This is a genomic window from Cellvibrio sp. KY-YJ-3, from assembly GCF_008806955.1.
Taxonomy (GTDB): domain Bacteria; phylum Pseudomonadota; class Gammaproteobacteria; order Pseudomonadales; family Cellvibrionaceae; genus Cellvibrio.
Window position 1 is genome coordinate 624,545 of the sequence record NZ_CP031727.1, and the last position, 14,405, is coordinate 638,949.

The window sequence follows — 14,405 nt, forward strand, 5'->3', positions numbered from 1 at the left end:
GGAACTCCATCCCTCACACAACTTGCTTCACGCTTGAACCAATTGGCTCAATGGTAACAGCGCACCCAGGCAAACTAAACGGCTTGCCTATAACAAAAAAACACTCAAATCACGCTAAATCACTAATGCAGTTATAGCGATTAGCCATACTTCAAACCCGTGCAATCTGCATTACAACCGGGGGGTAGCTTGCTAGAATGCACCCCCATTTGACCCAGGCATTACCCGTGACCCAACTCAACCCGCGCCAAAAAGAAGCCGTGCTCTACATCGATGGCCCCTGTCTGGTTCTGGCGGGGGCGGGCAGTGGCAAAACCAGCGTAATTACCCGCAAAATCGCCTATTTGATTGAACAGTGCGATATACCCGCACGTCATATCGCCGCCCTGACGTTTACCAACAAGGCCGCGCGCGAGATGAAAGAGCGCGCCAGCAAATTGGTCAAAGGCAGCGCCTCGCGCGGTTTGACCGTATCGACCTTCCACAACCTCGGCCTGAATATCATTCGCCGCGAACACAAAAGCCTCGGGTTTAAACCCGGTTTTTCCATCTTCGACTCCGAAGATGCGCGCTCCCTGCTCAAAGATTTAATGATGAAAGATGGCGATTTGGACAGCGACCATCTGGACTTGGTACAGCACCAGATCTCCAATTGGAAAAACGACCTTGTCATTCCCGCGCTCGCCTTGAGCATGGCGCAGAGCCCCGGCGAGCAGGCCATCGCGCTGATTTACCAGCGCTACAACCAAGCCCTGCGCGCCTATAACGCCGTGGACTTTGATGATTTGATCCTTATCCCGGTGGAATTGTTCCAGACCAATGCCGAGGTGCTCGCGCGCTGGCAGCGTAAAATCCGCTACCTGTTGGTGGATGAATATCAAGATACCAACTCCAGCCAATACCTCTTAGTGCAGTTGATTGTGGGCAATCGCGGCGCGCTCACGGTGGTGGGCGACGACGACCAGTCCATCTACGCCTGGCGCGGTGCGCGCCCGGAAAACATGTCACTGTTAAAGCAGGACTACCCCAGCCTGCGGGTGATCAAACTGGAACAGAACTATCGCTCCACCAGCCGCATCCTGCGGGTGGCCAACCATTTAATCGCCAACAACCCCCATGAATTTGACAAGGCGCTGTGGAGTGAAATGGGCTTGGGCGATCCGATCCGCGTGCTGCGCTGTAAAAACGAGGACGCCGAGTCCGAGCGCGTCGCCACCGAAATCCTTACCCAGCGCATGCGCAACCAGTACAAGTACCGCGATTTTGCGGTGCTCTATCGCGGCAACCATCAGGCGCGCCTGCTGGAGATGAAACTACAACAGCATCAGATTCCCTACAAAATCAGCGGCGGCTCCTCGTTTTTTGCCAAAACCGAAATCAAGGACGTAATGGCCTATTTGCGCCTGATTGTTAACCCTGATGACGACAACGCCTTTTTGCGCATTATCAACACCCCGCGCCGCCAGATCGGCACCAGCACCCTGGAGGCGCTGGGTGGTTACGCCGGCGAACGCAACATCAGTTTATTTGCCGCGCTCGATGAGCTTGGCCTACAAAGTCGCATTCCCGAGAAAAATCTGGAGCGATTACAGCGATTTGCGCACTGGATCAAACAAGTGACCCGCAATTGCGGCGGCGACAGGCCAGTGGATGCTATCCGCGAGATGCTTAACGATATTGATTACGAAGGCTGGCTGCACCAAAACTCGGCAAGTAGCAAAGCCGCCGAGAAGCGCATGGAGAACGTGTTTTATCTGGTTGAATCGCTGCAAAAAACCATCGACAAAAATAGCAGCGATGACGACGACGGCGAGGAGTCACGTATTGAAGATGCCGTCGCCAAACTGGTATTACGCGACATGATGGAACGACAGGAAGAGGAAGACCTGAGCGATCAGGTACAGCTCATGACCTTGCACGCCTCCAAAGGGCTGGAGTTCCCCCATGTATTTATGGTGGGTATGGAAGAGGAATTGCTGCCCCATCGCAATAGCATTGAAGACAATAACATTGAAGAAGAACGCCGCCTGACCTATGTGGGCATCACCCGCGCCCAGCGCACCCTGACCATGACCCTCGCCGGCAAACGCAAACAGTTTGGCGAGATGAGCGAAACCACCCCCAGCCGGTTTCTGGATGAGCTGCCAGTAGAGGATGTGGAGTGGGAAGGTTTTGGCGAACAGAGCCCGGAGAAGAATCTGGCCAAAGGCGAGGAGACCCTGGCGAACCTGCTCAATCTATTCGATTAGCCTGCCCCACCAGCACTTTTCACCGCACCAGTTTGCCACCTCTGCGCAAACTGGCATCTGCAACAGTCGCATTTTATTAGTCATCGCTCCGACAGGTTTAGCCTCACAACCCCAGCCTCGCCCGGACAACAGCCCCCAATTTACACCCGCCGCAATAGCTCACCCCGCTATACCCGCCTTGGATTTTCAAAATAGTCACCAGTTTGCGCTGCCTGATCAAACTGGTGCGACGGCATCGCCAGATAAGCCGAGCATGGCGCCCATGTCCTCGTTCCATTGAGCGGCATCCATCGCAGTACTTAATTCAGAAGCACCTAATAATGAAAACGAGAGGTTAGCTATGCTCCCCCACAACCCTAAACAAGGTCATTACGCTTTCAACGCAGCTCCAGTCTTTCATCGCTCCCTGTTAGCCCTGTGCATCATGGCGCTGACTGCCCCTGTTCTGGCACAGACAGGCGACAACGGCAGCCTGGAAGAAGTAGTTGTCACCGGTGTGCGCGCCAATTTGCAAAACGCGCAAGATATCAAACGCAACGCCAACACCGTGGTGGATTCCATCTCCGCCGACGACATAGGCTCCTTACCCGACCGCAGTGTGCTCGAAGCCATGCAGCGCATCCCCGGTGTGTCCATTGAGCGCTTTGCCTCAGCCAACGACCCGGACCATTTCAGTGTGGAAGGTTCAGCGGCGGTCATTCGCGGTATGAACGCCACCCGCTCGGAATTCAACGGCCGCGATTCCTTCACCGCCAATTCCGGTCGCGGGTTGAGTTTTCAGGATGTACCACCCGAATTGATGGGTGGAGTGGATATCTACAAAAACCAGACTGCTGACATGATCGAAGGCGGCATTGGCGGCACCGTCAGCCTACGCACCCGCAAGCCGTTTGATTCCAATTCCCGGCAAATCGCCGTCTCTGCCGACTACTCCTATGGCGACATGGCAGAAGAATGGACACCCACCGTTTCCGCCCTCTACAGCGACCGCTGGGAAACGGCGGCGGGCGAATTTGGTGTGTTATTCAATGTTGCCGATTCATCACTCACCGGCATGTCCAACGGTATCCAGAGCGATGCCTATGTGAAATACGATGCAGCGGTATTGCCCGGCGCCGAGCGCTTTGTGGGTGAAGACGGCAAAGGCACCGTGTGGATGCCTAACGGCTCCAACGCCTTAATGAAAACTGACGAGCGCGATCGTCAGGGTTTCGCCACTGCCATTCAATGGGGCAACAACGACGACACACTGCTTAGTACTTTTCAATTTATGCGTTCAGACGCTCAACTGAACTGGACCGAATACGCTATCAAATACCAAGGTGGCTACTACGATGAAGGCGCCAAACAAGATATCCGCCGCACTCGCCCGCTTGAAGGAACCGAGTTCGAATTCGACAATGACGGTATTTTCCTCGGTGGCACTCTGGTGGATTCCGATGGCTGGCGCGCCGCTGACGGCAACACCAATCGCATCCCGCGCGCCTGGGGCGATGACCCGGTCAATATCCCGCAGTGGGGTCACTTCTTCTCCACCGATACCCGCTTTAAAAGCACACGTACACTGGTGGACGATTATGCGTTCAATCTGAAATTCACTCCCAACGACAACTGGGAATACAGCCTCGACTTGCAATATATCGACGCCACTACTGAAGATGATGACGTCACTGTGATGATGGCGACCCACGCCATGCAGGATTACGACACCCGTGGCAGCACCCCGTCGCTGACCCTGATCGAACCCTGGAACGGCTACCGCACCAACAACCCGGACATTTATGCCAGCGGCTTCCCAGGCTTCTCGGATGATCCAGCGGGCGACAGCAACTACTTCCAGGACCCAACCTCCTACCTCTGGCAATCGGCGATGGACCACTACGAGCGCTCCGAAGGTGACTCGCTGGCGAGCCGTATCGATATCAAACACACCCTCGATGACAGCTTCATCACCGCACTGAGCGGTGGTCTGCGCGTGGCCGAACGCGAGCAAACCGTGCGCTACAGCGTCTACAACTGGGGCGGACTGGGTCCGCGCTGGCAATCAGATATCTACTGGGCCGACCTGGAAAAAGTATCAGGTCAGGAATACACCCTGGTAGATTGGAGCGACTTCCACCGCGGTGGCGTAGTGACTATTCCCGGCAACGGCATGCTGCACGCATCGCCATCTCTGGTGAAGGATGTCATCAAAGGGCGCGAGCTGCTGGCTGATGCCGGTTCATTTGTGCCCGCCAATAAGCGCGCTGGCACCACCGACTACTTCACTCCGTCGGAAATCTTTGTCACCAAAGAAACCAACGAAGCAGCCTATGTGAAAGTGGATTTTGGTTCCGACGATTACGCAATGCGTTTCAGCGGTAACCTCGGTCTGCGTTATGTACGCCTGGAGCGCGATGCCCAAGGCTCGGTGCAATACCCGGATTTGGTACCGGATTTCGCCGCACCTGCAGATATGAGCCTACCGTTGACTGCCGCCTCAGTAGAGGCCTGGGCAACCCAAGCCAGCCAGGCACTTTATGACCAAGGTGGGTACGCCGACTTGGCCGCTGCACGCACTGCGCTGATGGCAATGGATTCATCGCGCTGGGCAAGCGATCCGAACAACTTCCTGAGCAATGACGAGCGCGGTTTTGCCAACAACGCCTTTAGCGTACAAAACGCCATCGCCGACTATTCCACTACCCTGCCCAGCTTCAACCTGAAAGTGGAGTTGACCGATGATTTGATCTCCCGCTTTGCGGTCGCCAAAGCCATCGCCCTGCCGGATATGGAAGCGGTAAAAAGTCAGGCGAACCTGAGCCAGATCGGCTTGAACATCGAGCAACCGGAGCAGGATCCTAACAACCCATCTGCCGGTGGCGGAATTTTAGGTGCAGAAGTGGCAGGCTGGCGCGGAAGCTCAGGCAATCCTGGCCTCAAGCCAATGGAATCTACCCAGTTTGACGCATCGCTTGAGTGGTATTTCGCCAATGTTGGCTCGCTCACCACTACCCTGTTCTATAAGGATCTGACCAACTTCTTTGTCTATGGCACCTTCGCGCGGGACTTCACCAACCCGGTATCTGGTGTAACCCAGACCGTGGAAGTAGAAGGTACGCGCAATGGTGGCGATGGCACCATGCAGGGCTTTGAAATTGCTTATCAACAGTTTTACGACATGCTGCCCGCCCCTTGGGACGGTTTAGGTTTGCAGATGAACTACACCTATATCGATGCCAGCGGTGTACCCAATGGTGGCGATGGTAGCGCCGATGGTTTTGCTGGCACGGCCAACGATACCGGTGCGCGCGTCGACTTCGATAAGGTGCCGCTGCAAGGCCAATCCAAAGACACCTTCAACATTGTCGCCATGTACGACAAAAATGACTGGTCGCTGCGGTTAGCCTACAACTGGCGCTCCAAGTACCTGCTGACCACCCGCGATGTGATCAGTAAGTATCCACTGTGGAACGACGATTCAGGTTTCCTTGATGGCTCGGCGTTTTACAACATCAACGACAATGTGACCGTTGGCTTGCAGTTGACCAACATCGCCAATACCCAGACCAAAACCATCATGATTCTCGATGGCCAGGGCGCGGAAGCGGGTCGCTCATGGTTTGTAAATGACCGTCGTGCGGCGTTGATTCTCAAAGCCAACTTCTAACCCGCAATCCGGTTGCCCCTGACGGGGCAACCCAAACAGGGTGTTAAAAAACAAAACCCCCGCCATGGCAACCATGGCGGGGGTTTTTCGTTCTAGCTAGGCGACAGCTTACTTGCTGTTTTCAACCATGTAATCCACGGCGCCTTTGATTTCATCATCAGAACAGGCGGCACACATACCCTTGGCAGGCATAGCATTAAAACCACCAATCGCATGGGTGTAGAGGGTTTCCAAACCCTTGCCCGCCCGCGCAGTCCAATCGGCAGCATCACCCAATTTAGGCGCGCCCATTACCCCGGCACCATGGCAGGTAGTGCAGAAGCTGCCGTATACGTCTTTACCTGACTTGGGGCCAGCAGCGGCTGCCGGCGCTGGTGCTGCGGCGCAATCATCGCCTGACATACAGCTGGTACCCACCGGAGCAATACGCGCCTTGATGTCATCTTCACTGTTGGCAACAGCAGACGCCGCCACCAAACCTGCAACAAACAGAATTCCGAACAATTTTTTCATCTGGATCACGGCGTTTTCCTCGTTGGTATAAAGGCCGCTGAAGTTGCTTCAGCAAGGCCCAAGTAAAATCTGCCCCCGCGCATGGGGCTGGTTAAGCGTCGGCGCGCATTATAGCGGCAAATACCCACACAGGCGATGCCAGTATTCGCCCCGGTACCCGGATGCCCAGGGCAATGATTTTATCTACCAATCGCAGCTGTTATGCTTATCGCCAGGATTTATACCTACTACTTATTACCTACTTCGGGATTTCGCCCACAATGGAATATAACAGCGTCACCTTTGTCGCCTACTTTAGTGCGGCGGTGGTAGCCTCCCTACTCACCGGGACCTATCTCTTCCAGTTGCTGCGCGGGCAGAAAACCTGGGTTTTCCTCTGGGCGGCAGCGCTGCACACCATCCATTTGGGCGTGATTGCCCTTTCCTTTTCCGGTTACGAGATCCCGCTCTACCTGCTGATTATTTTTGAATACCTGCACTTTAATGCCTGGGTGTTCTGTATCTGGCTCAGCCTGCGACACAACAGCCATCGCCGCCAACTACCCGCCAGTCTGCAGCTGCTGTTCAGCGGCGGCTGGCCGATTACCGCGCTAGCGATCGCGATGTTGTTTATGCCCAATATGAACCAAGCCGGATTATCCATCTGGTTTGCCTTGGGGCTGGCGGTGATTGCGCTGGTAAGCGTTGAGCAGCTCTACCGCTTTGCGGCCGAAAATGATCGCCAGATCAAACTGTTGTGCATGAACCTCGCCGCCATTTTCCTCTACGATATTTACCTGTTTACCCATGCGCTGATTTTCAAGGGGCTCGATCCCATGCTCTGGCAGTCGCGCGCAGCGGTTTCCATCGCCACCTGCTTATTTATGGCACTGGGCGGAATTTTGCTGCTCCAGCGCACTGACCGCCCTGCCAACTTTAATTTATCGCGTCCGATTGCCTTCTATACCACCTCATTAGTGGGTGTGGGCATTTTGATCACCGTGTTGTCGCTCGGCGGTTACTATGTCCGTTTATACGGCGGCAACTGGGGAACGGTTTTCTACAGCTTGTTATTAGTGGGCGCCGTACTACTGATTGCCACGGTGTTTATTTCCAGCCGCATTCGCATGAAACTGTCGGTGCTGATCAATAAACACCTGTTCCGCTATAAATACGACTATCGCAACGAATGGTTGCGTTTGATTAACTATCTCGCCCAACCCGCCGAAGCCAGTGAAGTCAACCAGCGCGCCTTTTATGCCGTCGCCTCCACGACCAAAGCACCCGGTGGCGCTATCTGGCTGCAGAAACAGGGCTTTTACGAGCCCGTCTATCGCACCAACCTGCCCAATTACGTGACGCTGCAAGAAGAACCGGTCGACAGCCCGTTTTGCCGCGCATTTATCGACTCCGAATGGGTGTTTATCCCCGACAGTGGCGACAACAAAGCCCTCAGCCAACACAATGAGTTACTGCCGCACTGGGCACACAATATTCCCGATCTCTGGCTACTATTCCCGCTAATTGTGGGCGAAGAGCTGGTGGGCTTTATGGCACTTACCAAACCGGCGGGCGATCAAACCCTGACCTGGGAAGATCTGGATCTGCTCAAAACCATGGGGCGTCAAATCGGCAGCTACCTGAAACGACATCAGCAGGCGGAGCAGTTGGTGGAAGGGCGCCAGTTTGATACCTACAACAAACTCGTAGCCTTTATTATTCACGACCTGAACAACCTTATCGCCCAGCAGGCACTTGTGGTGCGCAACGCCGAAAAACACAAAGGCAATCCGGCGTTTTTTGAAGATGCCATCAAAACCATCAGCAACTCTGTCGACCGCATGAACAACCTGCTCAAAAAACTGCGCCGCGACGAGTCGGATCTGGTCAAACGGCTATCGATTCTGGAAGTCGTAAACCAGGCAGTTAGTGAATGCCAGCGCGCCAAACTCACTGCCGATATTGAACCCACCACCCGCACCCTCAATGCTGATCAGGTGCGGTTAGTGATGACTATCACCAACTTCATCAAAAACGCGCTCGAGGCCACGCCAGACGATGGCCGGGTTCATGTTACACTGCGCGTCAATAACGACTGGGCCACAGTTATTATCGAAGACAACGGCTCAGGCATGGATTGGGATTTTATCCACAACCGCTTATTCAAACCCTTTGAAACCACTAAATCCGGTAAAGGTATGGGAATCGGGGTTTACCTGTCGCGGGAATACATCAGCGAACTGAGCGGCACCCTCAACGTCGCCAGTGAGCCAGGCGAAGGCACCACCATCACCATCACACTCCCACTGAACAAGGATTAACGGGGCCGCATGAGTAAAACAACTGCATCCAAACCTATTCTGCTAATCGTAGAAGACGACGCGGGCTTGCAAAGCCAATTGCGCTGGCACTTTGATCAGTACGAAACCGTGGTTGCCGACAACCGCCAGGACGCTATTGCCGCCATGCGTCTGCATGAAGCGTCGGTAGTGATTCAGGATCTCGGCTTGCCCCCGGACGAAGACGGTGTCGATGAAGGCTTCAAGTGCATTCAGGACATACTCCGCATCTCCCCCAACACTAAAATTATCGTAATGACGGGGAAAACCGACCGCGATAACGCCCTGCGCGCCGTTGCCATGGGCGCCTACGACTTCTACCAAAAGCCGGTCGACCCCAACACCCTGGATTTGATTGTGCAGCGCGCCTTCCACATTTTTGAGTTGGAGGACTACAACCGCCGTCTGAATCTGTCGCAACAGGAACCATTGGAAGGGCTAATCACTAACGACCCCCAACTACTCAAGATTTGTCGCCAACTGGAAAAAATATCGCCCACCACCGTTACTTGCACCCTGCTGGGTGAAAGTGGCACAGGCAAAGAAGTTTTGGCGCGCGCTATTCACCAACTCAGCCCGCGCAAGACCAAGCGATTTGTAGCTATTAACTGCGCGGCAGTGCCGGAAAACCTGATCGAAAGCGAACTCTTTGGCTATGAAAAAGGCGCTTTCACCGGCGCGAATAAAACTACGTTAGGCAAAGTGGAAACCGCTAATGAGGGCACCCTGTTTCTGGATGAAATCGGTGATATGCCACTCAACCTGCAAGCTAAACTGCTGCGTTTTTTACAGGAGCGCGTGATCGAGCGGGTTGGCGGGCGCAGTGAGATCCCGGTGGATGTGCGTGTGATCTGCGCTACCAACAAAGATCTCGAAGCCATGGTTAAAGCGGGCAGCTTCCGCGAGGATTTGTTCTATCGCATCTGTGAAATGACCGTAAATATCCCCCCCTTACGTAACCGCTTGGGGGACAAAGTACTACTCGCGCGCCACTTCAAACTCAAGTTCGCGAAGGAGCACGGCCAGAACGTCACTGGCTTCACTCCCGATGCTATTGCCGCCATCGAAAATTACAACTGGCCGGGCAATATCCGCGAAATGGAAAATAAAATAAAACGCGCTGTGATCATGGCGGATGGCAAATATGTGACGCGCGAAGATTTAGGTTTGGCTGAGGCAGGAGAACTCTCACTCAACTTGCGCCATGTCCGCCAGGAAGCCGAGCGCGGCGCGATTCTGCGCGCCCTGAGCATGACCGATAACAACATCTCTGCCGCCGCCAAATTGCTGGGAATCACCCGCCCTACTTTCTACGACCTGATTAAGAAATACGACATGAATGTGGTGGCAGCAGTACACCTTGATGACACAGACCCGAGCAGCGAATAGGGTTGCCCCCAGCACCGATATAATCAAAAGATATATAAATTACCGTTATACACAGAACCAATTATCTCAATATGGATCGACCATTTCGCTTTATGAAAAAAAACTCCCCATCAAGGTCATGGCACCCCCGTGATCCTGCTAAATGTGACACCTCGCCGTAAAGCCGCGCGATACAAGCCTTTACCCGCTGCATCCAATCGATGATTCCACTAAGCACACACGCTTTTTCAGGTAGTTAGAATGATTTTTAGCTTCAAGAAATATTGTACTTTTGAGTTTGCTATCACCGGCTTACTAACAATCATCCTAACCGGTTGCGGCGGAGGTGGCTCCGAGGGTAGTAATACACAGGGAAACAGCAATAGCAGCATCCCGACAGCTCTACCCAGCTCTACCCCAGTGGTAGTGGCTTCCTCTGTGCCGATAAGTAGTTCAGCACCCTCAAGCAGTAGTTTGGCGATAAGCGTAACAACCAGCAGCAGCGCACCAAGCAGCACCCCGATACAGGCTACCAAGTCGTCATCACCACAATCGAGCTTTTCAAGTTCATCAATAGATAACAATCAGCCAATTGATGATGAGCCACCCCCACTGCAAGATGATGAGCACTATGAGGACTTACCCCCCAGCGCCCCCAGAGCGCTACGAGCCGATATAATTTCAGCCGACGGTGCAGTTCTCAGCTGGAATAAATCTACAGACGACACAGGGCTCGCTCGCTACGAGATTCGTCGAAACGACGCTTTAATTGGTACCAGCGTCGCCAATAATCTCCGTTTTGAAGATACGGGCCTGAAAGCAAATACCTATTACACTTATACTCTGAGAGCCGTTGATGTAGCTGGAAATAGATCAAGTCTCTCAGAGGCACTGATAGTAAGGACTAACGAAAAAGTTGCCAGCACCAGCTCGAAGTCAATGAACACAAGCTCTTCCAGCACCCAACCAACTAGTTCAAGCTCGGTAAGTAGCAGTTCATCACATCACACGAGCAGCAGTAGCAGTAGCAGTAAAGCTCCAGACTCAAGCTCTGCCAGCTCAAATACGAGCAGTTCCTTTGGTTACTCTAGCAGTGCATTGCAAAGCTCAAGCTATGCAAGTAGTAGCGTAGGTGTACGTGTTAGCTGGGTCACTCCGACCCAAAGGGAGAATGGAGAGTATCTTGAATTTAATGAAATTGGAGGCTACGAAATTCTCTATCGGCCATCAAATAGCAACGCTTACGTAAAAGAAATTATCACAGATACGGATACCACACATTACGAAAGGAGTGATATTGGTGCGGATACTATTTTTCAGATAGCAGTATTCGACAAAAATGGACTTTACAGCAGATATTTGCAATTAATCCCTGAATAAAACACATAAACCTAGTCGAATTGATAATTCATACTTGATAATCAGCGCCCGAAATCTCTCTTAAGGAAGTCACATGAGGTTACAGGCGCTCGATTTACTCCGATTTATTGCCGCACTGGCAGTAGTGCTCTATCACTACACAGCACAACCAAACCCTACATTCCCTCAAATAGCCCAATTCACGCAATTTGGTTATTTGGGTGTGCCACTGTTTTTCATGATAAGCGGCTTTGTAATTGCAGCATCAGCAGAGCGTCGCTCACCCCTGATATTCATGATTTCGCGCGCCGCACGACTGTATCCCGCTTTTTGGATAGGCGTATTATTTACCACGACGATAATGTTCGCGCTGGGAGCATCGACACCAAGTACTACAGATATTCTTCTTAACTTGACCATGCTCAATGATTACGTAGGCGTTAACAATATCGATGGCGTCTATTGGACGCTGCAAGTAGAACTTAAATTCTACGGCTGCATATTTTTATTGATGATATTTAGGTTATTTACCCGCTATTCGTTGTGGTTACCGATTTGGCTGGCTATCACCTTAAGCTATTTGCTATTCGGCCAACCATCCAAAATGGGTTGGGTTATTAACCCAGGTTATTCCTGTTACTTCATCTCGGGTATCTGTCTGTATCTGCTCTGGAATCAGAAGCACACCCCGGTTACCAATGCTACATTGATCATTTCAAGCTTACTCTGCAGCTACCAAAGCTATCATCAAGCAGCGGGGTTCATGCACTCCAGCGAACCTTATGAGTGGGTAATCGCCGCGATTATTGCCGGGATTTTTCATGGTTTTTTTCTATTGATCGCCCTAAGCAAATTTACATTGTCATCACTTAATATCTACACCATTCTGGGCGGGCTAACCTACCCCCTCTACTTACTCCACAATCACGCCGGAAAATTATTAATTGATTGGTTGAAACCTCAACTCAACGAGCCAGTGACAATCCTTGTCACTACCGCAATTATGCTCATTCTGTCGTACCTGATTTATCGATTTATAGAACCCAAGGGCGCCAAGTGGGTTAAAACACGCCTCGAGCAGCTTTTTGCTATTACTCGCGACACCCCATCAAAAGCTCTAGACAGAAATGCCTAACCTGCATCAATCAACCTGCAAACCAGTCGAAAAAATTTACATCCGCTGTCGTCATAAAACGCATATTTATGTATATATGTTTGATTTTATTGAATTTAATAGTGTAGGCACGATTTCTGCTTTAACCGCATGCAGCTTAGGCTACTTTAAAATCACTCATTGGTAACACATTAAAGGATGACCCTCATGAAACTTATTAAATTTGCAGCGGCAGCGCTTTTAGCTCTGAGCTCATTGAGCGCGAGCGCAAGCTTGATTTCAGTTGTTGATAGCGGTAGCAGTGCATATGCTCCTGATATCGATGCATACACCAACAACAACTTCACTACCCCAGGTTATGTCACACCAGATACCTACACTATCGCTGGTAGCCTTAAAGCTAACGCCAAACTGGCAGTGACCTACTACTACTTGGGTCAAGAGTCTAGCTGGAACAATGTTTTCTCTGTTCCTGGAGACGCCGAAGCACCATTGAAGCTGTCTAATAAAGGCACTATTACTACTTATGTAGAAAAAGATGCTCTGTTCGACTTCCTTTTCACCACTTATGTACCACCAACTTCTGTGCTGCCAGCTCATAACTTGAGCGTAAGCAATGCTCAAGGTGCCACTCTCGGTACCAACAACAGAGTGTATTCTTTTGCAGTTGCTCTAAACGCCATGTTTACCGGTCAGGGTCCTAATGCTAAGGCAGCTCATGCTGGCAGCTACGACGCAATTCTGTTCCTTGATGATACAGGTCCTTATGTTGGTGATGACGACAACCACGATGACCTGTTGATTGGTGTTCGCGTCACAGCAGTTCCAGAACCAACTACTCTGCTCTTGATGAGCATGGGCTTGCTTGGTTTGTTTGGTGCGCGTCGCCTGAAAGCTTAATTAGCCTTCAAAGCATAAAAAAACCCAGTGTTAAGCTGGGTTTTTTTATGGGTGCAATCTTTACGACACAACTATTTTCGCAAAAGACCGCCACACACCTAATGAAAAAGGGTTAATACCCAAGGCTATGCGAATAGCTTTATAGGCTTCTTTTTTATCGCTAGCCGCATAATGGCGAGCTTTGCGAGTATAAAATGCGGTCAACCCTGCTTTTTTCTCATATTCGCTAACTGCATCAGGAAAAGCGGCGAGAAAATCCAGAATAATTTTTTCGTTGGTTTCAAACCGTAGCTTTTTGTTGCTGGAGATCTGATTCTCCATAACACGGTAATAAGCCAAAAACTCCGGAATATATTGAAAGCGATAACGCGCAGAAAATTTAAGCCACAAATCATAGTCATCCGCTACACGACGCTTACCGCTCATTCCCCCCATTTCATTGAAGCACCTACGGCGAGTCATGGTGGTATTCATGCTGACAAAGTTATCTTTTAACAAAAGAGCAGCTATGCTCCCGGAATAACGGCGCATATTGTTGCGATGTAACTCATTGCCATGCTCATCGATAGTAATACAATCCCCATAAACAATATCCGCCTCGGGATGTTGCTCAAAGGCTTTGAGTGACTTTTCAAGTTTATCGTGTGGCCAATAATTATCTGAATCCAAAAAACAAATAAAATCGCCTTTAGCAACAGACAGAGCATAATTACGCGCAACACTTTGCCGCTGGTTTTCCTGATATAAATATTTAATCCTGGAATCTTTCTCAGCATAAGATTCAATCAGTTTACGGCTGTTATCTTCTGAACCATCATCAACAATAATAAATTCAAAATTTTTATATGTTTGTGCAAGTACGCTTTCTATTGCAGCAGGGAGGAAGGCTTCGCGATTATAGGTAGGCGTAATAATAGTAACCAGCATAATATCAT

9 protein-coding genes are annotated in these 14,405 nt (G+C 51.3%); 7 read left to right on the top strand and 2 right to left on the bottom strand.

Features of this window, described 5'->3' with window-relative positions; translation table 11 throughout:
- The first annotated feature begins 227 nt into the window (after positions 1 to 227).
- Both rep and D0B88_RS02765 read left to right on the top strand, forming a co-directional pair.
- On the top strand, positions 228 to 2,249 hold the full coding sequence (gene rep, locus D0B88_RS02760) for a DNA helicase Rep (protein ID WP_151059201.1): 2,022 nt from the start codon (positions 228 to 230) through the stop codon (positions 2,247 to 2,249).
- A gap of 340 nt (positions 2,250 to 2,589) precedes the next feature.
- Positions 2,590 to 5,898: a TonB-dependent receptor gene (locus D0B88_RS02765; protein WP_225318508.1), complete on the top strand. Its 3,309-nt coding sequence runs from the start codon at positions 2,590 to 2,592 to the stop codon at positions 5,896 to 5,898.
- A 108-nt stretch (positions 5,899 to 6,006) separates the two neighbouring features.
- On the opposite strand, the gene D0B88_RS02770 is transcribed toward D0B88_RS02765, so the two are convergent.
- The gene (locus tag D0B88_RS02770; protein ID WP_191966500.1) at positions 6,007 to 6,411 is read right to left on the bottom strand and encodes a cytochrome c5 family protein; all 405 of its coding nucleotides are present in this window, start codon (positions 6,409 to 6,411) and stop codon (positions 6,007 to 6,009) included.
- Between the two features lie 173 nt (positions 6,412 to 6,584).
- On the opposite strand from D0B88_RS02770, the gene prsK reads away from it, so the two are divergent.
- From prsK to D0B88_RS02795, 5 genes are all read left to right on the top strand, one after another.
- Entirely contained in the window at positions 6,585 to 8,711 is a 2,127-nt protein-coding gene (gene prsK / locus D0B88_RS02775) for an XrtA/PEP-CTERM system histidine kinase PrsK (RefSeq protein WP_151054846.1), read from the top strand.
- Between the two features lie 9 nt (positions 8,712 to 8,720).
- Entirely contained in the window at positions 8,721 to 10,118 is a 1,398-nt protein-coding gene (gene prsR / locus D0B88_RS02780; RefSeq protein ID WP_007639510.1) for a PEP-CTERM-box response regulator transcription factor, read from the top strand.
- A gap of 240 nt (positions 10,119 to 10,358) precedes the next feature.
- Positions 10,359 to 11,477: a fibronectin type III domain-containing protein gene (locus D0B88_RS02785; protein ID WP_151054848.1), complete on the top strand. Its 1,119-nt coding sequence runs from the start codon at positions 10,359 to 10,361 to the stop codon at positions 11,475 to 11,477.
- Between the two features lie 73 nt (positions 11,478 to 11,550).
- Entirely contained in the window at positions 11,551 to 12,591 is a 1,041-nt protein-coding gene (locus D0B88_RS02790) for an acyltransferase (protein WP_151054850.1), read from the top strand.
- A 186-nt stretch (positions 12,592 to 12,777) separates the two neighbouring features.
- Positions 12,778 to 13,470, top strand: a complete 693-nt coding sequence (locus D0B88_RS02795; RefSeq protein WP_191966501.1) for a PEP-CTERM sorting domain-containing protein — start codon at positions 12,778 to 12,780, stop codon at positions 13,468 to 13,470.
- A gap of 60 nt (positions 13,471 to 13,530) precedes the next feature.
- On the opposite strand, the gene D0B88_RS02800 is transcribed toward D0B88_RS02795, so the two are convergent.
- Complete coding sequence (locus D0B88_RS02800; RefSeq protein WP_151054854.1) at positions 13,531 to 14,397, bottom strand: glycosyltransferase; 867 nt, start codon at positions 14,395 to 14,397, stop codon at positions 13,531 to 13,533.
- Between the last annotated feature and the right edge of the window lie 8 nt (positions 14,398 to 14,405).